The 22164-nt window shown below is 43.3% G+C and carries 19 protein-coding genes and 1 pseudogene; 11 read left to right on the forward strand and 9 right to left on the reverse strand.

Going from position 1 to position 22164, the window contains the following annotated elements; genetic code table 11:
• Window positions 1-172 precede the first annotated feature (172 nt).
• Both lptF and lptG read left to right on the forward strand, forming a co-directional pair.
• Complete coding sequence (gene lptF, locus MZ182_RS05615; RefSeq protein ID WP_011918898.1) at window positions 173-1285, forward strand: LPS export ABC transporter permease LptF; 1113 nt, start codon at window positions 173-175, stop codon at window positions 1283-1285.
• Window positions 1282-2340 carry an LPS export ABC transporter permease LptG gene (lptG, locus tag MZ182_RS05620; RefSeq protein WP_011790254.1) on the forward strand — a complete coding sequence of 353 codons (1059 nt, stop codon included), beginning with the start codon at window positions 1282-1284 and terminating at the stop codon, window positions 2338-2340. The genes lptF and lptG overlap by 4 nt, the downstream gene beginning before the upstream one ends.
• A 75-nt stretch (window positions 2341-2415) precedes the next feature.
• On the opposite strand, the gene MZ182_RS05625 is transcribed toward lptG, so the two are convergent.
• The 4 genes from MZ182_RS05625 to MZ182_RS05640 are packed head-to-tail and all read right to left on the reverse strand — an operon-like array spanning window position 2416 to window position 4092.
• On the reverse strand, window positions 2416-2925 hold the full coding sequence (locus MZ182_RS05625) for an RDD family protein (RefSeq protein ID WP_011790253.1): 510 nt from the start codon (window positions 2923-2925) through the stop codon (window positions 2416-2418).
• Window positions 2926-2971: 46 nt separating this feature from the next.
• The gene (locus MZ182_RS05630; protein WP_007646407.1) at window positions 2972-3229 is read right to left on the reverse strand and encodes a DUF2960 domain-containing protein; all 258 of its coding nucleotides are present in this window, start codon (window positions 3227-3229) and stop codon (window positions 2972-2974) included.
• 18 nt (window positions 3230-3247) lie between these two features.
• Window positions 3248-3598, reverse strand: coding sequence for a DMT family protein (locus tag MZ182_RS05635; RefSeq protein WP_006082592.1), 351 nt, complete (start codon window positions 3596-3598; stop codon window positions 3248-3250).
• Window positions 3599-3600: 2 nt separating this feature from the next.
• Window positions 3601-4092, reverse strand: coding sequence for a GNAT family N-acetyltransferase (locus tag MZ182_RS05640; RefSeq protein WP_011790251.1), 492 nt, complete (start codon window positions 4090-4092; stop codon window positions 3601-3603).
• A 388-nt stretch (window positions 4093-4480) separates the two neighbouring features.
• Between MZ182_RS05640 and MZ182_RS05645 the strand changes: the two genes are divergently transcribed.
• Both MZ182_RS05645 and MZ182_RS05650 read left to right on the forward strand, forming a co-directional pair.
• The gene (locus MZ182_RS05645; RefSeq protein WP_248065608.1) at window positions 4481-5113 is read left to right on the forward strand and encodes a YqiJ family protein; all 633 of its coding nucleotides are present in this window, start codon (window positions 4481-4483) and stop codon (window positions 5111-5113) included.
• A 36-nt stretch (window positions 5114-5149) separates the two neighbouring features.
• On the forward strand, window positions 5150-6922 hold the full coding sequence (locus MZ182_RS05650) for a flotillin family protein (protein WP_248065609.1): 1773 nt from the start codon (window positions 5150-5152) through the stop codon (window positions 6920-6922).
• A 142-nt stretch (window positions 6923-7064) separates the two neighbouring features.
• On the opposite strand, the gene MZ182_RS05655 is transcribed toward MZ182_RS05650, so the two are convergent.
• The gene (locus MZ182_RS05655) at window positions 7065-9401 is read right to left on the reverse strand and encodes an OmcA/MtrC family decaheme c-type cytochrome (RefSeq protein WP_248065610.1); all 2337 of its coding nucleotides are present in this window, start codon (window positions 9399-9401) and stop codon (window positions 7065-7067) included.
• A 349-nt stretch (window positions 9402-9750) separates the two neighbouring features.
• Between MZ182_RS05655 and MZ182_RS05660 the strand changes: the two genes are divergently transcribed.
• From MZ182_RS05660 to MZ182_RS05680, 5 genes are all read left to right on the forward strand, one after another.
• On the forward strand, window positions 9751-10395 hold the full coding sequence (locus MZ182_RS05660; RefSeq protein ID WP_248065611.1) for a 4Fe-4S dicluster domain-containing protein: 645 nt from the start codon (window positions 9751-9753) through the stop codon (window positions 10393-10395).
• Window positions 10396-10411: 16 nt separating this feature from the next.
• Window positions 10412-12535 carry an aldehyde ferredoxin oxidoreductase gene (locus MZ182_RS05665; RefSeq protein WP_011790246.1) on the forward strand — a complete coding sequence of 708 codons (2124 nt, stop codon included), beginning with the start codon at window positions 10412-10414 and terminating at the stop codon, window positions 12533-12535.
• A gap of 18 nt (window positions 12536-12553) precedes the next feature.
• Window positions 12554-13075: a hypothetical protein gene (locus MZ182_RS05670; RefSeq protein WP_248065612.1), complete on the forward strand. Its 522-nt coding sequence runs from the start codon at window positions 12554-12556 to the stop codon at window positions 13073-13075.
• A 176-nt stretch (window positions 13076-13251) separates the two neighbouring features.
• The gene (locus MZ182_RS05675; protein WP_011790244.1) at window positions 13252-13815 is read left to right on the forward strand and encodes a DJ-1/PfpI family protein; all 564 of its coding nucleotides are present in this window, start codon (window positions 13252-13254) and stop codon (window positions 13813-13815) included.
• 150 nt (window positions 13816-13965) lie between these two features.
• A complete protein-coding gene (locus MZ182_RS05680; protein ID WP_115015804.1) occupies window positions 13966-14283 on the forward strand; it encodes a ribbon-helix-helix domain-containing protein in 318 nt (105 codons plus the stop codon).
• A 98-nt stretch (window positions 14284-14381) separates the two neighbouring features.
• Here the strand turns inward: MZ182_RS05680 and MZ182_RS05685 are convergent, their stop codons facing one another.
• Window positions 14382-15017 (reverse strand): DUF2913 family protein, encoded by a 636-nt coding sequence (locus MZ182_RS05685; RefSeq protein WP_248065613.1) that lies wholly within the window; start codon window positions 15015-15017, stop codon window positions 14382-14384.
• A 214-nt stretch (window positions 15018-15231) separates the two neighbouring features.
• On the opposite strand from MZ182_RS05685, the gene MZ182_RS05690 reads away from it, so the two are divergent.
• Complete coding sequence (locus MZ182_RS05690) at window positions 15232-16122, forward strand: hypothetical protein (protein WP_248065614.1); 891 nt, start codon at window positions 15232-15234, stop codon at window positions 16120-16122.
• Window positions 16123-16240: 118 nt separating this feature from the next.
• Here MZ182_RS05690 and MZ182_RS05695 read toward each other — a convergent pair whose 3' ends face one another.
• Window positions 16241-17542 carry a DEAD/DEAH box helicase gene (locus MZ182_RS05695; RefSeq protein ID WP_011918902.1) on the reverse strand — a complete coding sequence of 434 codons (1302 nt, stop codon included), beginning with the start codon at window positions 17540-17542 and terminating at the stop codon, window positions 16241-16243.
• Window positions 17543-17866: 324 nt separating this feature from the next.
• Window positions 17867-19435 (reverse strand): methyl-accepting chemotaxis protein, encoded by a 1569-nt coding sequence (locus tag MZ182_RS05700; RefSeq protein ID WP_011790239.1) that lies wholly within the window; start codon window positions 19433-19435, stop codon window positions 17867-17869.
• A 561-nt stretch (window positions 19436-19996) separates the two neighbouring features.
• On the opposite strand from MZ182_RS05700, the pseudogene MZ182_RS05705 reads away from it, so the two are divergent.
• A pseudogene (locus MZ182_RS05705) lies at window positions 19997-20188 on the forward strand (phosphohydrolase); the annotation flags it as partial.
• 143 nt (window positions 20189-20331) lie between these two features.
• Here the strand turns inward: MZ182_RS05705 and MZ182_RS05710 are convergent.
• On the reverse strand, window positions 20332-22119 hold the full coding sequence (locus MZ182_RS05710) for an aminopeptidase P family protein (RefSeq protein ID WP_248065615.1): 1788 nt from the start codon (window positions 22117-22119) through the stop codon (window positions 20332-20334).
• Between the last annotated feature and the right edge of the window lie 45 nt (window positions 22120-22164).

A 22164-nucleotide genomic window follows, 5' to 3' on the forward strand; every position in this document is an offset into this window, starting at 1 on the left:
CAAAGGTGATTTATTCTCGGTACTTGAGTCGCATGTTTTTGTTAAACAGCAATTAAACTTAAGTTTACCAAGAACCCCTGAAGCTGGTCAGAAAACTATCAAAAGTAGACAGTTTACATGAAAGTTAGTCTGTTACCAGCAAAAAGATAAGTTTAGAGACCGGATCCTGCCTGTGATTGTATTTAGATACCTTATTCGAGAAGTTTTTAAGGCACAAATTGCCGTACTTTTGGTGCTGTTAACTATTTTTATTAGCCAGCATTTTGTGCGCATACTGGCCGACGCCTCTGATGGCGAATTTCCTGCTTCATTAATTGTGACCCTGATTGGACTTAACATCCCCGCCTTAGTCGTTTTGGTTTTACCCTTAAGTTTGTTTTTGGGTATTTTGGTGGCTCACGGCCGCATGTACTCTGAAAATGAAATGGTGATCCTCCATGGCGTAGGCGTGAGTGAATGGTATGTCACTCGGGTGACGTTAATTCTGGCTGTAGTGAATATGTTGTTTACGGGGTACTTATCGCTTTACGTAACGCCATGGGCAGAGGAACAACAAAATCAAGTGCTTGAAAAAGCACAATCTGAGGCTGGACTTGCCGCGTTAGTTCAAGGACGCTTTCAAGCAAGTCCTAACGGCCGCGCGGTACTGTTTGTCGAGCGTATCGGCAAAGATAATGAATTAGAAAAAGTGTTTGTGGCTCAGCTACCTGATCCCTCCGATGAAACGGGGGTGACAAATGTTGTCGTGGCTAAAAACGGTCGCGTATTAGAAGACAATATGGGCGCTCAGCAATTACAACTTAATAACGGTGTTCGTTATCAGGGGAGCCCAAGATTAAAGGACTACCAAATGATCGAATTTGGTGGCTATAAAATGCAGATTAAAGAGCAGCAGGTGGATGAGCGGCGCCGTAAATTATCGGCATTGACCGTTACCGATTTGCTTAAAGTTGAAAGCGCAGAAGCAGTCGCTGAATTTCACTGGCGGCTTGCTATTCCCCTTGCGATTCCCATTATGACGTTGATTGCCGTGCCTTTAGCAAGGGTCAATGTGCGTCAAGGCAAATTTGCTAAGATGTTACCCGCAGTACTGCTGTATTTGGGGTATTTTGGATTGATGGTAGCAGGTCGTAAAGCATTACAAGATGGTGTTATTCCACAATATTTAGGTATGTGGTGGATACATTTATCGGCACTGATTATGGGAATATTTTTATTGGGTAAAGATAGACCTTTATTTGCACGTTTATCTACTGCTATGGCACGTAAGAAGGTGGCCGTATGAAGATCTTAGACCTTTATATTGCCAGAGTGATTTTAAGCACATCTGCTTTGTGTTTACTGGTGCTGACGGGGTTGTCTGGCATTATTAAGTGGGTTGACCAACTGCGCTTGGTGGGACGTGGCACTTATACCATGATGGACGCAGGTATTTATGTGCTTTTTTTAATCCCCCGTGATATTGAAATGTTTTTCCCCATGGCTGTGCTGCTCGGTGCCTTGATTGGTATGGGAATGTTAGCGTCTAACTCCGAGCTTGTGGTTATGCAGGTATCTGGATTGTCTCGTTTACAAATTACCCTTTCTGCCATGAAGACTGCTGTGCCACTGATGCTCATGGTGATGGCTCTTGGTGAGTGGGGTGCGCCAGTTGCAGAGCAAAAGGCTAACGAGCTGCAAGCGATAAAACTATCCGGCGGTAGTTTGATTAAATCCCACCGTGGTATATGGGCGAAGGATGGCGATTTGTTTGTCAATATAGGTGAAGTGGAAAATATCACCAAACTTAACAATATCACACTCTATAAGTTCAATAGTGAACTTAAACTCACTAAGGTTGTGCATGCTGAGCGGGCTGTATTTACTCGCGATAGTTGGCGTTTGTTTGATGTTAAGCGAACCGATTTGACCTATGATCAAGTAACCTTAGAGCACCTTGAGGAAGATATATGGCAATCGAGTTTAACACCCGATAAGCTCAGTGTTGTATCTGTTAAACCCGAAGCACTATCCATTCAAGGTTTACTCGGTTATCTCGACTACCTTAAAACCAATAGCCAAGATCCTAGTCGTTATGAGTTAGCGTTAGGGCGTAAGCTGATGCAGCCTGTCACGGTTGGGGTCATGATGTTAGTGGCGCTGTCGTTTGTGTTTGGCCCCTTACGTACTGTGACTATGGGCGCTAGGGTATTATTAGGTGTTGTCGCGGGTTTTAGCTTTTACATCAGCAATGAAATCTTTGGCCCTATGAGTATTGTTTATGAGCTACCCGCGTATGTTGGGGCGATGGCGCCGAGTTTGCTATTTACCGGGATTGCCTTCTACTTTATTCGGCGATGATACCTCTATTTAGCCCATAAAAAACGACGCATAAGCGTCGTTTTTTATGGGCTATTTTGGCTAGATTCTGGGAGGTTAAGCCCCGTGCCAGTTGCGCATTTGATTGGCTTCCTTTGATAGTACAACCACTTCGGAGCGTGTCATCATATCCTGCAAGGCTAATTTATCTGTGTTAATCAAAATCCATAAATTACCAACGCCAAGCAGTGACCAAATGATGCGAGCATAGGCAGTGATCAGGCTTAAATTTTGGCCGTTAGGATGTTGGATTTTAAGGCGCCAGGCGCGCATACCTAGGGTTTGCCCACCTCGACTCCAAAATAGCGCATAGAAAGTACCAACACACAGGGCGAGCCATAATTGATAAATACCATGGTAAATTGGCGTACCATTTAAGGCGTCTGAAATATGCTCAAAGCCATTCATACTGACCAGCCCTGAAGATGTTAGGCCGAAAAATATTCCAAAACCAATAGCACCCGCAAACATATAGACCGCAAGGGCTAATAACAGATCATAGATGGCCGCACCTAATCGGCGAAAAAAGCCTGCCCGTGGAAAGTTGGCGTGTTCACTGTTTAACATTGGCAAATCCTAGTCTCAAAAAGGTGTTACTAGAGCATAATGATACTTATGCTTCGGGCTCTTCATCACGAACAAAGTGAATATTGCTAAAACCAAAACGGGCAAATTCAACTTTTCTAAAATCCTTTTCCGCCTTTGCGCCTTTGCGTGAGGTCATGGCAATTTGTTGTTCCATGGCTAAAAACTTCGTAAGGTCAATGCCTTCCGCTTCGGCGACGGCTTCATATAAATCATGGTGTTTGTCGTAGCTAAAAGCGATAGTTTTAGTCTGACCTTTGAAGGTATAAGTGACTTGACGAGCCATGGGGGAAAACTCCTGAAATTAATTAAATTCACTTCTAAAAATAAAATACACTGCGCCTAGAATACACAAGCCTGCCCACAGATAATCGAGTTTTAAGGGTTCTTTCATATAGAAATAGGCAAAGGGCACAAATAGACTTAAGGTGATGACTTCTTGCAGAATTTTTAACTGACCGACATTCATTACCGTGTAACCGATACGGTTAGCAGGTACTTGTAGTAAGTATTCAAATAGGGCGATCCCCCAGCTCACTAAGGCTGCAATAATCCAAGGTTTTGAGCCTAGGGTTTTTAAATGGCCATACCAAGCAAAAGTCATAAAGATATTGCTAAGACAGAGTAAGCCAATAGTTGTTAGGGTGGGATTCATTTTTAATCTCTATGATTAATTTTATAAATCATGTACATGGCATCATGGGTGTAAGAGCCAAGACACTTATCAATGGTGTGAGGTTTAAACCCCATTTTTCGCCAGTAGCTATCGGCGCCTTGCACTGCAACTAAGGACAATGAGTTGAGGTTAAAACGATCCGCTAATAGTTTTAATCGGGTGAGCGCCTTAGTCCCCGCGCCTAAACCTTGGGCTTTGGCTGAAATCGCAATATCGTGTAGATATAAGGTATCAGCCTTAGGTAAATGGGTAATAGGCTCATATAACGCCGGTGGCATATTTGTGGTCCAAGGATGAGCCAAACAATAACCAACAACGGACTCATTGACTTCAAATACAAAGCAGGACTGGGGTGATACTTGCCATTTACTTTGCAGTACATGCAGTGGCTCAGGATCCAGTTGTGAGTAACACTCATCTTGGATCGCTAAAATGGCATCCCAATCCTGTGGGGTGATTGCACGCAGTAACATGGCCGATATTTATCCCGTTCAAAGTGTCCCGATTAAAATAAGCTCGGCATTATATACCCAAACAACCTTAAGTTGCAGAATTGAGTATGGATTTAACGTACTTTATAAGGCCATTTATCGCTATTGTCGAAATGACAACTACGCAACCTATGGTCATTGCGACGATTTGCAGAGCAAGTGGCTAAGTCAGTTTTGATTGTATTCGTTCAACATGACTGAGAATTTACAGGGATAATTGCAATAGCATTGGTGCATAAAATGGAAGGAATAAACCCATTTTAGCGTTCATTTTTAATTTAGAAACGATTCGCATCTTGCTATTCTGTCGTTCACAAGTTGATAATTACAGTGACATAAATGGAATGCTGTATTGTTCAAGGAGATGATTATGTGGGCGTTTTTAGTTGAGCAGCCAAATTTACCTTACACCATTGCTTTTGCCTGTGTGCTTTTTCTGGGGGTGTTTGAAGCTTTAGCCCTCTTAATTGGTTTAAGCATGTTAAGCGCCTTGGATCAATGGGTACCTACCGATGTTGATTATCATCCCGATATGGGTGGCGGCCTTACAGGAATTGCTGGTTGGTTATGCCTCAATCGGCTCCCTTTGCTGATTTGGTTTGTGCTTGCACTGACCAGTTTTGCCATTGCGGGCTATCTCGTCAATTTTATCAGTTTAAGTGTCGTAGGCGTTCTTCTGCCACAACTGTTTACACTGCCAATTGCTGTCGTGGCAAGTGCCTTTGCTTGCCGATATCTAGGGCGATTACTTGCCGACCATTTACCTAAAAATGAATCAAGTGCGATATCGCTAGATGATCTTAGTGGTTATGTTGGCACTATCACTTTAGGCTGTGCCATAAAAGGCATGCCCTCCGAAGCGGTTGTCCGCGATAAACATCAACAAAAACATTATGTTTTAGTCGAACCTGAAACTTCAGGGATCGAGTTTGCCTCAGGCACCCAAGTGGTGCTCCTTAGATGTGAAGGCCGAGTATGGTCTGCAACACGCTTTGATAATTAATCTTGAAAGTCATATTTTAATCGAGAAGGAAATCAAATGGATGTATTAAATGATGTAACGAACTCAAGCTACTTTTTCTTGCTGATTGCCGCCATGGTTGTGGTCGGTCTGACAGTGATCGGGCTGATTTTTGCCAAGCTGTATAAGCGTGCCACGAAAGAAATGGCTTTTGTACGTACAGGTTTTGGTGGTGAGAAAATTATAAAAGATGGCGGTGCTATTGTGCTTCCTGTATTGCATGAAACCATTGCCGTCAATATGAATACTTTGCGTATTGAAGTTGAGAAAACCCAAAAAGATGCCCTTATCACTAAGGACAGAATGCGGGTCGATGTGAAAGCCGATTTCTATCTACGTGTAGCGCCCAATTCAGAAGGTATCTCCATGGCGGCGCAAACCTTAGGTACGCGCACTACCCGAGTGGAAGAGCTTAAAAAGTTGATGGAATCAAAGTTTGTTGATGTGCTGCGTGCCGTGGCTGCAGAAATGACCATGACAGAGATGCATGAGCAGCGTGCCGATTTTGTACAGCGTGTACAGAATAACGTGGCTAACGATCTTGAGAAAAACGGTCTCGAACTCGAATCGGTTTCATTAACGGGTTTTGATCAAACAGATCTACAGTTTTTTAATGAAAACAACGCATTCGATGCTGAAGGTCGTGCTCGTTTGGCGAAGATTATCGAAGAAAAACGTAAAGAGACCAACGATATTCAGCAGGAAAACCGTATTAAGATTGAACAGCGTAATTTAGAGGCCGAAAAAGAGTCGCTGGAAATTGAAAAGTCGGAAGAAGAAGCCCGCTTGATCCAGCAGCAATCCTTAGAATTTAAACGCGCCGATCAGAAAGCTGAAATCATCAAGCAGAAAGAAAATAAGGCCCGTGAAGAACGCGAAGCCGAGATTGCCAAAGAGCGTGCTATCGAAACCGCAGAAATCGAGAAAACCAAAGATATCGAAACCCGCGAGATTGAAAAATATAAGCTCATTGAGCAATCACGTATTCAACAGCAACGGGATATTGAAGTTTCTGAGCAGGAAAAACGTATCGCTGTGGCGGCTAAATCTGAAGAAGAATCCGCAGCCCGTGCCCGTGCTGCCGAAGCTGAAAAACTGAAAGTTGAGAAAGAAGAAGCGGTAATTACAGCGCGCCAAGTAGCCGAAGCCAATCGTCGTAAAGAAATTGAAGTGATTGATGCCCGTAAAGAAGCTGAACGTGATGCGGTAGGTGTGACAGTGCAAGCGGAAGCTGAAAAACGTGCCGCTGAAGACAGATCGAGTGCCATTTTGATTGAGGCACGCGCCAGCGCCGATGCAAAAAAACTGCAAGCAGAAGCGGATGAAAAAGTGTATGCCGTTGAAGCTGCGGGTAAACAAGCCTTATATGAAGCAGAAAACGTGCTGCGTGATGAACAAATTGCCTTGCAAAAATCCCTTGCCATTCTTAAAGCTCTGCCAGAAATTGTCGCACAAGCCGTTAAACCGCTGGAAAACATTGAAGGGATTAAAATTCTTCAAGGTTATGGTACAGGTAATCAATTTACTGCCGGTAGCGAAGGCGTTCAACATCAAGGCGGTATCGCTGAACAAGTGACTAGTGCCGCGTTAAATTATCGCGCAAATGCGCCCGTTGTGGATGCGATGTTAAGAGAGTTAGGCTTAGTAAATGGTGAATCAGGGACGTTAAACGATCTCTTAAATGGCAATAATGCGCTTACTACTGAAGCCTTAAATGTCGTTAAGTCAGCTAACACTGGACTCAATGGTTATAGCCAAACACTGGTTGTTGATAGTCAACAGCGTGATTAGTCTGATGATTAAATCATCGTCCTAAAAAATAGCCGCTCACATGGTGAGCGGCTATTTTCATTAACAATAAATTTTAGCGGTAATCTTGGCAATATAACGACAAAGTTAATCGCCGTGACTGACTAGATTAAGATGTCGTCTTTTACTTGTGTACTTTATCAACACCAGAAGATCGGCCTTCGGCATGACAAACTGCGCATGATTCTTGTCCTGGCTGATAAATTCGACCACCGCTGGCATCACTTTGATAAACACCACCAAAGCCTCGTGCATGGACGGCTAAACTATCAAGTTTAGTATGACATGCACTACAGGTTGCTAACGTAGGTGAGTATTCTGCAATTTGCCCTTTGTTAGTGGCACCTGGCGTGGCAACTAAGAGTGATTGTTGCTCATTCAGTCCGCTAAGATCTAATTGACCTTTACTATGACATGAGCTGCAACCATTTTTAGCATTGGGATAGGTCAGTTCTGGACGTGGTTTACCAAAACCTTCAACAGTCCGAGTCCCTGCATGTAGTGAGTGCACCATTTCTCTATAGCTTAAGGTGTTATTAAGCGTTCTATACGGCTTGATTTGATCCAATCCTGGTGTATGCATTAAGTTGGCATTGAGATACATCACTGTCTCACTATTATGGCAACTACGGCATTGTCCATCGGTTAATGCGGTTGATGTATGAGGCGCATGACATGTACCACATTGGCTATTAGGCTCAAACATACTGCCTAACTGATGTGCGGAAAGCACTCTATCCTCTAAGCCTTTGTCATGGCATTGGCGACAAGCGTTTTCGTCAGCTTTGGCTTTAGTGGTAACCGCATCACCCGACAATGTCAGCGAGTTAATAGCACTGAGACTGACATCCTGATTAGCTATATCGCAATTAACGGCATATCCGGTATTTTTATCAGCACAAAGCACTAGCTTACTGTAGAGCTTGGATTGAGTTAAATGACCAAAATCTGCAGTTGAAAGCTGAGTAACGGTCACTTTCAGTTGATTGGCTCCCATGATGCTTAATGAAACATTTGGGTCATTTGCCAACAGATTCCATACTTTACGTTGTCCGTTGTTTACCGGTAGATTGGTGCTATCGGCTTGACCTGTCGCAATCAACCAGAAGGATTTTATCATAGGCTGAGTGGCAGGCAGTTGATCCAGTTGCTGCACTTGCAATGTGACTTCAAGGGATTGAGCATCAGTATTTATCTTTGAACTCAATAGTTTTACTTGATAATCACTTGCTAATTTTGCTGCAGTCTTGGTCTTCGCGTTATGGAATAAGCCAACACCTTGAGGGTTGTTACTATCAGGATGGCAACCACTGCAACTCAATGCCCATGCGTTTGCAAAAATTTCCCGATTGTGGAACAGGCCTGCAACAGTACCATTCCAGTCGGCGGGAATTTGCCCTTTATGGCAGTCAAGACAGGCTGTTTTACTCGGAATATTGTAATTATCAGTTTGGGCAGTCGCACCGGGAATATGGCACTGCTGACACTGTTTCATATCACCTGGGTAGGTAACATTTGAGAAGTCATATAACTGTCCCTTATAACCCACTACTTGATATTTTGCCTGATGGATCTGATGCGTTAGCGTTGCCATATCCAGACTATTAGCGGTTTCTGGATCGCCCGAATAGCTTGTGTGGCACATAACGCAGCCTTCATAGGCAAATCGCTTACTTCCATGCATTAACAAGCGGGTATCCGCATTGGCTAGGTCATCATTATGGCAGCGAAAACAAGCTTGTTCAGGTGCGATAACTACTCGTCCTTCATCTGCCTTTGCAGCTTGTCCTGTTGCCGGAACAAAGTCATATACCGTATTGATTAAGTGAGTTTCGATAGGACTAGTTGCAAGCGGTTTTAACTCAAGATAGATCCTATGAGTTCGTTCGGGTGCATATTGAGTATCTAACCCTGAAAATTGAGGGTAGCTCGTTAAAGGTTGACTGAAAGTGTAACGGTATTGACCATTACCCAATGAGGTTAAACAGTCACTTTTACAGCTCGTTTCAATACCTGCTTGCCATTGTGTCGCAGCCGTTACTTGAGCATTTGTAGCGGGTTCTACCAGTTTATTGATGTAACTTGTCCACTGCAGTGCGGGATCTGTCGTGCTCGTAGCCTCTGTGCTTATGGCTGTTTTGGCTTGATAGTGAGCCTGTGGAGGCGCCAGCTTAGCAATGCCTACACCTAAGGTATCGAGATCTTTAAGGTTTTCTAAGCCTGTAACGGCAATACCATTGGCATTGCTCAAGAAGAAATCAACTTGAACTTGGGTTTTGCTATCGATTGTTACATTTTCAATCGTGGCTTTAAGGGAGTTAGCTTGTTCAATGGTAATGCCCACTGTACCTGGTGGGCCTTCTTTACCATCATCACCATCGGAACAGGCTGTCATTAGACAGACTGCCATTGCGATCGGCGTAAACGCTATCCACTGAGAACGGGTATTCGTTTTCATCATTTTCCATTCCTTTTTAATTAGATTCTGTCGGGACTCTAATCGGAATGTATGCGCTCTAAATATTAACTCGGATATTAGTGGAGTTGCACTTAATTAATATTAATTAATGAATATTTTGGGCTTTATATGTTGATAACTTGAACTAAGGCTTTATTGGTTTTTTCGATATTCTTAATTCTTAAATAAGCTACTTTGATGTAAGTCTTGCTTATTGATTTAATAAATGGTCAATATGGGTAAATGTGACGCAGGTTAAAAATCAAATAGATAATTACTTTAGTATAAATTGTCGGGAATCAAAGTGTATGCATATTTTAATTATATTGCTTTGACTAATAAAGGATCAAATATGATTACCAGAAGAGGAATGCTTAAAGGCAGTATGGGCGTTGCTGTCGGTACAGTCTATAGCGGAACATTGGTGAGTTTTCTTACCGGTTGTGGCAGTGACAGTAATAGCCAAGAAAAAGTAGAAGTCATGCCAGGTGGACTCATGGTGGTAAACCCTACAGTTTGTGTGAGTTGTAGACGCTGTGAAATAGCCTGTGCTTGGAACCATGAAGGGGATAGCAGTCCCACACTCGCTCGTGTCAAAGTAGAAAAAAATATGAACTATGGCCCACATGGCGTGCAATTTGACTATGAAATACAGCGAGGTGAATGCGGTGACAGAACCGTTGTTCCTTCAACTTGTCGTCACTGTGAAGTGTGTACTGAAGTGTGCCCGCAGCAAGCTATTTCAACAAATCAACAAACTGGCGCCAAAGTCATTGATGAAGAGCGTTGCGTTGGATGTGGTTATTGTGCAGATAAGTGCCCTCAGCAAGTCATTAAAGTTGTTCGCAGCAAAATGAAAGCAGTGAAATGTGATTTATGTAACGGTAAACCTGCATGCGCGCAAGTTTGTCCTACAGGTGCAATTAAATTTTATAACTGGGAAGAGGCTGAAGCTGCATTAGAACAATATGAAAAATATACCGGCTTAGTTTCTTAAATTCAGGAGAAGTAATATGAGTGATAAAATAGGCGGGTGGGCTGGTAAAGTCCTAAGAGTTAATTTAACAACTAATCATATATGGTATGAGCCAATCAATAAATATTATGATTATATTGGTGGTATGGGCATAGGATATAAAATTCTATGGGACAATCATAAAGACAATATAACGGCAACTGACCCTGATAATATTATTGTATTTTCCGCAGGCCCATTAACGGGTTCAGGTGTTATTTGTACCGGACGAACAACCATTACTTCCCGTAGTCCCGTAATTGAAAAACATCTGATTGCTGATGGCCATTTTGGTGGGCATTTTTCACCTGCGATGAAATTTGCAGGTTTCGATGCCATTGCCATTGAAGGCAAAGCCAGCAGCCCTGTGTGGCTTAAAATTGTGGATGATAAGGTCACGATTGAACCTGCCGATGCCCTATGGGGTAAAGGCATATTTGATACCCATGCGATGATAGCACAAATGATGGGGCCTAATGCTCAGGTTGCCGCGATTGGTCAAGCAGGGGAAAACCAAGTACCACTTTCAGTGATAATGACGCAAGGCGGGCATTCAGCGGGTGGTCATGGCTCTGTTATGGGGTCTAAAAATTGTAAAGGGATCGGTATTATTGGTACTGGTTCGGTCAAAATTGTCGCTAACAATGAAAAAATGCGCGCATTAGATGACCATATTTTAGGGATTATCGGTGCCAATAATAACGGTGTTGTTCCTTCAACACCGCAATCGTGGGCCGAGTACTCAGCGCCTATTAGTCGTTGGAAGGCTAGACCAGGGCTCAAGTGGGGCGCTGCCGATCAAGAAATTGAATTAGGTGAAGTGCCATGGAACGAACGTAACCGTATCGGTTTCCGTACTTCGATGGCTGAAAGTTATATTGGTGTGGAATATGCCAATAAATGGATGAAGCGAACTGGTGGCTGTCATTCATGCCCTATTCGCTGTTTCTGTGAACTTAAAGTCCCTGAACTTAAGAGTAAATACGGCCGCAAAACCGAACACATATCCAACGTCTGTATGGGATTCCTTGTACCACAGTATTTAATGGGCACCAAAAATGGTACAGAAGCACACGCGATGGCGGGCGCTTTAGGGGCACATATTCTCGATGACTATGGTATTTGGTGTAACTATGGATCTATTTCTCATCTATTTAAATTCTTAAAAACAAAGGATATGTTTAAGCATTTATTACCTGAGGATGAATTTAACAGTATTCCTTGGGCACTTTGGGATAACCAAGATCCTGCTTTCTTACTTGATTTTTATCGCCGAGTGGCGTTTAAAGAAGGTGAAATCTCCCACATGGCTGACGGCTTATATGATTTGATTAAGCGTTGGGGATTAGATGGAACCAACCCCGCATTAGGTTACTGGGATATCCACAAAGAAAGTGCAACGAAAGTATTTAACAAGAAAACCAATGCAGCCGTGCACCATGCCAGTGAAACCGCAGGTCAGGTTGGTACGTTAATTAACGTGGTCTTTAACCGTGATGCCCAGTGCCATTCCCACATCAATATCGTTAACAGTGGTTTGCCACATGATATGACAGTGGCGATTGCCGAGAAAAAATGGGGTGAAGGTGCATTCGATAAGGTGAATTGGTATACCCCAATCAATGCGGCCAAGATCCGTTTTGCCAAATGGTCGCTGGTGAAAAACGTGTTACACGATTCGCTGACACTGTGTAACTGGATGTTCCCATTGTTGGCATCACCGGATAAGAATCGTAACTATGAGGGTGACAGCACTATCGAATCGCAGATGTTTAGTTTAGTGACAGGGATTGAAACCACTGAAGCTGAATTGGACTTTAAAGCGGAAAGAGTGCTGCATTTACACCGTGCTTTAACCGTATTGCAAATGAATGAAAGCAATATGCGCGAAGAGCATGATGTGCTCAGTGATTGGGTTTATGATTTGAATCCAGATAAAAACTTTGGCGATCAGGGCACCATCAAGATGGATCGTGCTGATATGCAAAAAGCACTGGATATGTTCTATGAAGCCTTTGGCTGGGATATTCAAACCGGAGCCCCGACTCGAGCGACGCTCAATAAGTTTGGCTTAGGGTTTGTAGCAGATAGATTAGCTGCAAAGGGCTTATTACCGAGTTGAATACAATAGTTGAACACTATGATTGAGCTTGTTGGATATATCAGAGTATTCAGTCAACACGGGCGTTTAGTCACGGCGGAGCAAATTGCCGCCGTGGCTGGACTCGAGTGGAATTGTAGCCAAACGGTTAGCTGTTATATCAGCTTAATCCTCAATAGGGATTACGCGGATATTCAGATGCGATTATCGGGTAAAGATCATTACTTTTATTCCGAAAAGTACATCGTTGAACGCTATGCTGAACAATGGCTAGCCCTCAATCGTGGGGAGGAACTTGAGGCCATTGCCGCTCAGATTAGGCGTAACAGTTGCCGTCATACTGCGGTGTTTGAGGAAAGTGTACTGACCTTTGCACCCTACCATTATGATGAACTTAAGCTGGCGAGTATCCAAGAACAGTTGCCTCAGCAGGCTGGAACCGAGGATATTTTTTACGCCGTGGATAATCAGGGTAAAGGTTATTATTACTCTACCCAAGGATTGAGTCACAGTTATGCTGAAGTGTTAGCGAATTACGATCCCTATGAGTGGTCATACTGATAATTGGTTTTACTCCTCTTTATCTCATAAAGCGCCTACGGGCGCTTTTTTACTGGCGTTAATCTGTAGTATTTGGTTGTTACCTTTGTCGTTGTGAGGGGAGTAAAGTGGAATGGTTAATCGGAGTGATATTCCAAACTTTCTCTCAGAAACTATCCCAATAAAAGGAGTTTACCATGGCAAAAATTTTGATCATCGCGGGTGATTTTGTCGAAGATTACGAGTTAATGGTGCCATTTCAGGCGTTGCAAATGGTAGGGCATCAAGTGACTGTTGTTTGCCCCGATAAAATAGCAGGACAAACGATTAAAACTGCAATTCATGATTTTGAAGGCGACCAAACCTATAGCGAAAAGCCAGGGCATCTCTTTGCTCTAAATGGTGATTTTGCAAAGGTGAGCGCCAGTGATTTCGATGCTTTGTTGTTACCTGGAGGTCGAGCGCCAGAATATTTACGTTTAAACCCGTTAGTGCTGAATTTAGTGAAAGCGTTTTCGGTGCAAGATAAACCCATGGCGGCTATTTGCCATGGTGCGCAGTTGCTGACGGCGGCAGATGTTGTACGTGGTAAAAAGGTTTCAGCCTACCCAGCATGTGCTCCTGAAGTGAGTCAAGCGGGCGCTGAATATTGCGAGATTGCAGTAACGGCAGCGATTACCGATGGCAAGCTTGTCACCGCACCTGCTTGGCCTGCGCATCCTGCATGGCTCGCACAATTTAATAAGTTGCTTAGTGTGTAATGTGTCTAAGTGTAGTGTGTGATATTGCGAGATTAATGCATCCTGAAATATCAACACATCCTTGCTAACGTAATCCTTGTTAACGTAATAGGATTTAGCGTGCTTTTATGGCATAACAGTTCGGGTAGACATGTAAAGGGGAGCATAAAGGTGTGTGAAATTTATTCTGGCGCCGAACCCGAACTGTTCGCGCTTAAAACCCGCTCAATTCGAATTGATGGCGTCGTCACCAGTGTGCGTCTTGAGGCCATTTTCTGGCAAATAATCGAAGATATTGCCGATGACGCCGAACTCAGTGTTGCCGTCTTTTTAACCCGTATCTATCGAGAGGTGTTAGCTCGTCATGGGCGAGTCGCTAATTTTGCCTCTTTGCTGAGAGTGGCGTGTACCACTTACTTAAATGAGGGAAAACGATTAGTGTTGAACCCTAAAATGGTCAGTTCAGCCAACAAACCGAGCAATACTTAGGGAGCTACGGTGGCTCCTCAAGCCTTGATAGCTCAGCTCAATGCAGGATTGTTAGCAGTAATGACAGTTTAGTGATTATTTTTAAAAGGTTGATGACCTTAATTTAATAGTTGGCACAATGCTGGCAGCTGATTATTAGGATAAATTTGATAGGTTTTATGGTGCTTAATCAAACTGGTTTTCTTGTTGCCTTGGCTGAGCAATAACCCATGGGACAGGGCGATACGCGTTAGTGTCTGTTCATCGGCGCGGACATATAAGTTGATTGGTTTAATAATCTGATTATCCTTGATATGTTGATTAAACTCTTTGGCATCAATGACTAAGCTAGATTGACCATCACCATCGAGTTTTAGCTTGGCACTGATTTCAGTATCAGTAAATACCAGCCAATTGTCCTGTTTAAGTTCATCTATCATTGCGTTTAATGCGATGCCTAAAGTAGGTTCAGTTTTTTCAACCGATTGATATTGAAATACTATTCTTTCTAGTAAACGCTTGAGTTCGGCGCCCGCACCTTGGCTGCGAGCCAAGCGTATCCATGTTGTGAGGTCATCTGCAACCAGTTTAGAAAAGCGTTTTTCCTTTAAGGACTCGACCATCCAATTACACAAAAAATGGCTTTCCTGTGCGGCTGTGCGTTGTGCTTTTTTGGTTTGCGCTGATGTGGCTAAATCGGCAATACCTGCAAGGGCGAGTTCGAGCACAGCTTGATTATAGGTTTGAGAATTCATTATGACTCCACCGCAGGCTAAAGGGATTTATCTTATTGAACTTGGGCGATATTGATTGCGGCGGCGCTAGTTTAACAAAGCAGTCGTTAAATCGATAATGATTCTTACAGGTGGCTCAACTTATTACGTAGAAACCACTAAACTTGGATCGCATAAATGTTTACAATAGTGCTTAGTGAACTGCACAAATATGATTTCGATTGGAGAGCTGTAAATGGATAAGGGACTATTTAAAATTTTGAAAAAAGTCTATTTCAAAAAGGCATATATCAAAGATGAAAATGGATATATGCAAAGAATAGATAATGGGGACAAGTTTGATTACGATTCAGGGACAACACATTATTCTTATGACGGTTTGTCTAGTGCAGAAATATTGACAATTGAGCAAAGTGGTTATCCTGTCAATGAGATTGTCAAATATAGTCATGATGAATGCATCAGCGCATATAAAACGTTGCTTGAGCATCCTCATTTATCGATTGAAAATATGCTTTCGGCATATATATGCGGTTTTTCAAGTTTTCCGAGAGGAAGGCAACCTATATTGAGTTATTTATTTGCTCAAGCAGTTCCACAGCATACCATGCACGCAGAGGGGGATGTTTGTCCCGTTTGCTCAATAAGAAGAAATGTTTGGATAGAAAAAGGATATAAGATATTTAGTTGCTATGCTGGGAATGTATGGAATGAAAGATGGTGTGGTAATCTTGTTGAATTAGCAGAGTTTATGACTATTCCTCCCTGTACTCCTACCCCTGAGGATATCAGTATATTTAAAGCCTTGATCGAGATGATCCGCCACGCACCTCAAGATGAAACACCAGGAAAATTAGAACAACGTATCAAAAAAGCTAAGATTATTCCTCACTATGAAAAATATCATGTTCGCGGACAATTAATGGTATTAGCTGAATTAGGTGTTATGCCAAATCCTTATGTAAAACCTTTATATGATGATTTTACTCATTTTGCCGATATCTGTAGCGTGAAATATCCTGGGAGTACTCGCTCGGATATTATTCTTCCCTTAGCGGGTTGGCGAGGGGAAAAGAGTATAAATGAAACTAGGCTTCAAGCATTATTTGGCAACATTATGCGGTGATATAAAATTGGTCAAAGATATAATTGAGTCAGTATAAAAAAGCGTCCAGTAATGGACGCTTTTAAAATAGTTATTTTATCAATATTGATGAATACTAATGGTATAAATCAATAGGTGATTATTTAAGTTTTTTGGCTTTACTTGGTGCTTGGCCAACCTTCACTTTTACGCGGCGACCTTGCATGCTTTTTTCTGCAATAACTTGGGCGCCAGCATTGTCGGTTCTTTGCTGTTTTTTAGCAAAACTGCGACGGGTTTGCAGTTGTTTTAATAGCAATTCGCGGCTACCCACTTCATAGCCAGGAACTGTGACGCGGCGAATTTTTTGACCGATCAATTTTTCGATATCGGCTAAGGTACGTTCTTCTTCGCGGCTAACAAATGAGATGGCAACCCCTGTTTTACCTGCACGGCCAGTACGACCGATACGGTGAACATAATCCTCCGCGAGGAAAGGTAAATCATAGTTAACCACGTATTCAAGGCTTGGAATATCTAAGCCGCGGGCGGCAACTTCAGTAGCAACCAGTACGCGCACATCACCCGCCACAAATTCACGCAGGGCGCGGCGACGGCTTCCTTGGCCTTTTTCTCCGTGGACCACTTCTGATGGGATACCGTCTAAATTTAACTCTTTAACTAAAGTATCTGCGGCTTCACGGGTTGCGGTAAATACTAATACCTGTTGCCAGTTTTTCTTGCCAATAAGTTCTGATAGTAATTCACGTTTACGGCGTTGTTCCACAGGGTAAACCACTTGGCTTACGGTATCTGCTGTCGTGTTTTGCTTGTCGACGCTGATCACCTGCGGTTTGACCATCATATCGTTGGCGAGTTTTTTGACTGCGCTGGAGAAGGTTGCTGAAAACAGTAAGTTTTGACGCTTTTTATTTACCGCTTGCAGAATTTTTTGGATGTCGGCACTAAAGCCCATATCGAGCATTCGATCGGCTTCATCGAGCACTAAAAAATCGACGTTTGATAAACTTACATTACAGGCGGTTAAGTGTTCGAGTAAACGACCTGGGGTCGCGACTATAACATCGGCACCGCGTTTGAGCTTTTGCGCTTGAGTCTCAATCTTTACGCCGCCATAAATGGTTAATACGCTAAAATTTAAATATTTACAGTAAGCCGTGACGTTGTCAGCCACTTGAGCCGCAAGCTCGCGGGTTGGAGTAAGAATTAATACTCTTGCATTCGACTTTAAAGTTTCGCTTGGTTTTTCAACCATCTTTTGCAGAATGGGCAGGGCAAAGGCGGCAGTTTTACCTGTACCCGTTTGGGCGCTGGCGAGCACATCTTGGCCGCGGCGAATAGCGGGTATCGCTTGTTGCTGAATAGGCGTCATTTGTTGATAACCGCAATCTGAGATAGCGCGCAAAATCTCGGGGGAAAAACTAAAAGATTCAAATCTCATTTTGGATTCCTATCATTCACTTATTCAAACGCTTAAGCGCCGCAGCCTCTTTAATCACTTATTTAAGGAGAGGCGCACTGGCTGGCTCATTCTTCCACACAGATTTTATAAGAAAAATGGCGGGCGCGGAGTATAGCAAAATTTTAGGCTAAAACCTGTACTTTTTAACCTGTTGGTATTTTATCTGTAAATGTTTGTGGCTTTGTGACGTGTCGTTGGGGAATTATAGTGTTCCAGTATCGCTACGAAAATAGTATGCAATTTGATTTATTAATCGTTATGGCCCCAATATTCCAGACAAAATATTGGGGCCGCTTGCACATCCTAACCAAAGGCGCGGCGTAGACCACGGGCTTTTTCAGCATTGTGTTTAAGATGATGCGCAGCATCACTAATTTGATGTGTTGCCGCGAGATTTTCTCTGCTGGTTTGGGTGATTGAATGAATATTACGTGTGATTTCATTCACGACTTGACGTTGTTGATTGGCTGCAACGGCATTTTGTTGGGCAAAGTTGTGAATTTCGCTTACCTCTTGATAAATAATGTTGACATTATCGGCTGAAATTTGGATGTCGTTGGCACAAAGCTCAGCTTGTTTACGGCTTTGTTCCATTTCTTTTGCCCAAGTATTCAGCATGTTAAACATTTTATCGATACTGCGAGAAATGCTGTTGGTTGATAATTGTGTTCGGCTTGATAGCGCGCGAACTTCATCGGCAACGACGGCAAAACCACGGCCTTGATCACCCGCGCGGGCGGCCTCAATTGCAGCATTGAGGGCGAGCAGATTAGTTTGCTCTGCGATAGCGTCAATTTCTCCCATGGCATTGGCAACCTGTTCAGCTTCTTTATTTAATTGATGGGCGTTATTGGCTGCATCGGCGACGGATTTCGCTAATAGTTCCACCTTTTGGGTATTGGCCTTCATGTTGGCACTGCTTTTAAGGCACAGATCGTAGGCAGTATTGATGCTGGTAGAGGTGAGATGGGTATTTTGGGCAACTTCGGTGATGGTTGAACTCATCTCTTCCATCGCGCTGGCAAGTTGTTCTAGTTGGTTTTTCTCTTGATCTAAACTCACATAGGTTTGTTCTGTTGTGACAACTAATTGATCTGAAATGATATGTAACTGATTAGCTTGATCTTGTGTTCGGCCAAGTACACCATTCATTTTGGCTTGCAACATAATGAGCTGAAAATCGAGAATTGATGAAGTATCTGCACCAGAATAAATATAGCGGCTGATAGAGTCATATTTTTCTTGCATTTCCATTAGCTTAGCTGGAATACGAAAAGCCTCATCATAGAAGATGGCTAAATTGAGTGTCATCAACACGGCTCCAGCAATAATCACGCCCCAGCCCCAAAAATAACCTGCAATCAGTAAGCCAGTGGAGGCAACCACAGCAGAAACTAAGCGTTTTTGCATCAAACTTAAGGGCTTATAAATCGCTCTATCTTGTTTAAGTCTTTGGTAAATATGGGTCGCTTTAGTGATATAAGGCGCTTTAGGTTGGATACGAACTGATTGGTATCCTACGATATTTCCGTTTTCAAATAACGGCGAGACAAACGCATCAACCCAATAGAATCCTCCATTTTTACAGCGATTTTTGACAATACCGCGCCAAGACTGGCCAGCTTTAAGCTTTCCCCACATTTCTTTAAAAGCAGCACTTGGCATATCTGGATGGCGCACCATATTGTGGGGACTACCGATCAGTTCTTGAGTGCTATAGCCTGAAACTTCGGCAAAGCGCTCATTAACATAGGTAATCACACCGCGTGTATCCGTGGTCGAAATGAGTTCATCTTGTGGCGTTAAACGTATTTCTTGAACTGTACTGTCCATGTTAATGAATTGACTTGCAGTTGGGTTACTCTGGCTCATTTAGTGTGTCCATTCAGGGCCGATATGGTTGATTGGGGTTCAGGGCGCGGTGTTAGGCGCTAATTTTCTTGCGCTGACTCTCATCGGAGTGAGCTTGTTATGTGATAATGGTATCATTTTTGTGTGGGTATAGGAGAGCGGTTTCTCATGGCTTACTAGTGAAAATCAATCCTTTTCCTTATTTGTAAGTTATTGCAAAATATAATCTTTTTAAGTGCTGAGAATGTAGTGTTAAACGAGCGTTTATCCTGTTAAATGGTTAATTTCAGTATTTTATATAGGGTTATTATTTTCAGATGTGAAGTACGTTTGTTGAGTGCGTTTTCCTTGGTTATCTTAAATGTAAATCATGTTCAGTGATATTGGACTAATGTCTTTGATTAGGCTTGATATCACGGTACTCATGCGAGCACTTTATTGGGCTTAGTCTATTCTTTAATGGGCAACAAAAGATGGCTGATTGGGCATATAGCTTATTTTTCCTTGCCTCCATGGTGTATCTGTATTTCACCGTTTTAGTTCATTAGCTAAGGCGGGAATGCTACATAAGAGGAACTTCCCATGGCGATATCATTTAGACGTAGCGTAACTCAATTAGCTACAGCGTCATTGGGAACTGGAGCTGCATTGCCACATTGGCGACGTTTGATCTTTGAACGTTTATTTGGCTTTTTGGCGCTTCTTTGCGTACCTGTGTATATCACCAGCGTGTATCTATGTGTCATCGCCGATCTTTGGTTTATGGCGGTATTTTAGATCGTGTTTTGAAATCAAGGGGGCTTTAAACATACTGATAGCGCTAAAAAAACGCCCAATGCTAATTGCCTTGGACGTTTTGTTTTGTAGCATGTAACTGATTTAAATGATGACGTTAGTTACTACTTACCAGCGGAGTGCTAAATGGCTGTAGTCACTTGAGCTAACCAAGCCAATTCATCACCTGACATTAACGGGGAAAGTGTATTAAACACTCGCTGATGATAAGCATTAAACCAATCAATTTCGCCTTGGGTTAACAAACGCTTATCAATAAGGCGCGCATCCATAGGGATTAAGGTTAGGGCGTCGAACTCATATATTTCACGCTCAGCCCCTTTTAGCGCTTCACAGTGCTGGACGACGACGAGGTTTTCGAGCCTAATGCCAAAACTATCTGCGCGGTAGTAACCCGGCTCGTTGGAAAGCACCATGCCGGGCATAAGTGCAATAGCGTTGACATTTTTACCTATGCGCTGTGGACCTTCGTGCACACTCAAGAAATGACCCACGCCATGGCCTGTGCCATGGTCGTAATCAAATCCATGCTGCCATAGATATTGACGGGCAAAGGCATCGAGTTGTTGACCTGTTGTGCCTTTAGGGAAGCGAGCTTGATCTAAGGCAATATGGCCTTTAAGCACTAAAGTGACCATTTTCTTTTGTTCGTCAGTCACTTTACCTATGGCTATGGTACGGGTGACATCCGTGGTGCCATCAATATATTGAGCACCAGAGTCCACTAAGTAGATGCTGTCCATCGTCATCATGGCTGGTGTGCCATTGTTGTGATTGTAATGACACATTGCGGCATTGGCGCCCGCTGCAGAAATGGTATCAAAACTTGGCTCGCGATAATGCGCATCCTCAAGGCGGAAACTTTCCAACTTAGCGGCAAGTGTACCTTCATCGTACAGGCGATTGGCGGCAACTTCGGCATCGAGCCATGCGAGGAATCGACTTACTGCAACGCCATCGCGGATATGGCATGCACGCATACCTGCCAGTTCCGCGGCATTCTTTTGTGCTTTAGGTAGCGAAACCGGATCGATTCCGGCAATTAAGTTAGCCCCCGCATTACGGGCAAGATTTTGTGCCCAAGCATTGGCTGAATGAGGATCGGCCAGTAGTTTTACGCCTGTTAAGCTGGCGAGTGTGTCGGCAAGGTCAGTTTCAGCTTTAAAGCTCACGCCAGCACCGACATGCGCCTCAATACCTTCAGGGAGTTTGTTTAAATCGGTAAATAGTTGCATATCACCATTAGCGTGTAGCAGGGCGCAGCCGAGTACGACAGGGAGGCGAGGTACATCGTTACCGCGAATATTGAGTAGCCAGCAGAAAGAATCTAAGGCGGCGATTAACGCAACATCGGCCCCTGCTTTTTTGACTAAGGCACCGATTTCGGTGCGTTTTTGTAGACTGGTTTTGCCTGCACTCTCGTTGCTAAACAGGGTGATTGGTGCGCTCGATGGTGCGGGTCTTTCTTGCCAATGTTTGTCGATTGGGTTTTGCTCAACTGCGACTAAGTCGATTTGCGCCTTGCCTAAGGTGGCTTTGGCATTTTCATACCAAGCTAGAGTGTGTAAACGGGCATCAAACCCCACACGGGAACCTGCTGGGAGCGTGTCGCATAACCATTCAATTTGCGATGTGTCTGTTAGGCTCTCATAACTGAATAACGTTGCATCGACCTGCAAACGCACTTGGACGGTATAACGGCCATCAGTAAAAATAGCGGCCTTATCTTTCAATACGATGGCCATACCAGCAGAACCCGTAAAGTCCGTCGCCCAGTATAAACGCTCGTTATGTTCTGGTACGTATTCGCCTAAATATTCGTCGGCACGTGGAATGATAAACGCATCTAAATGGGTGTTGGTGAGTTCGCGACGAATAGCATCTAGGCGGCTGGCTATCTTGTTTGACATAAGGGCTCCAAATTGGACTGCATTCACTGCGAGTCGGTTAGGCGT

Source organism: Shewanella sp. JNE2 (assembly GCF_023159115.1).
GTDB classification, from domain to species: domain Bacteria; phylum Pseudomonadota; class Gammaproteobacteria; order Enterobacterales; family Shewanellaceae; genus Shewanella; species Shewanella putrefaciens.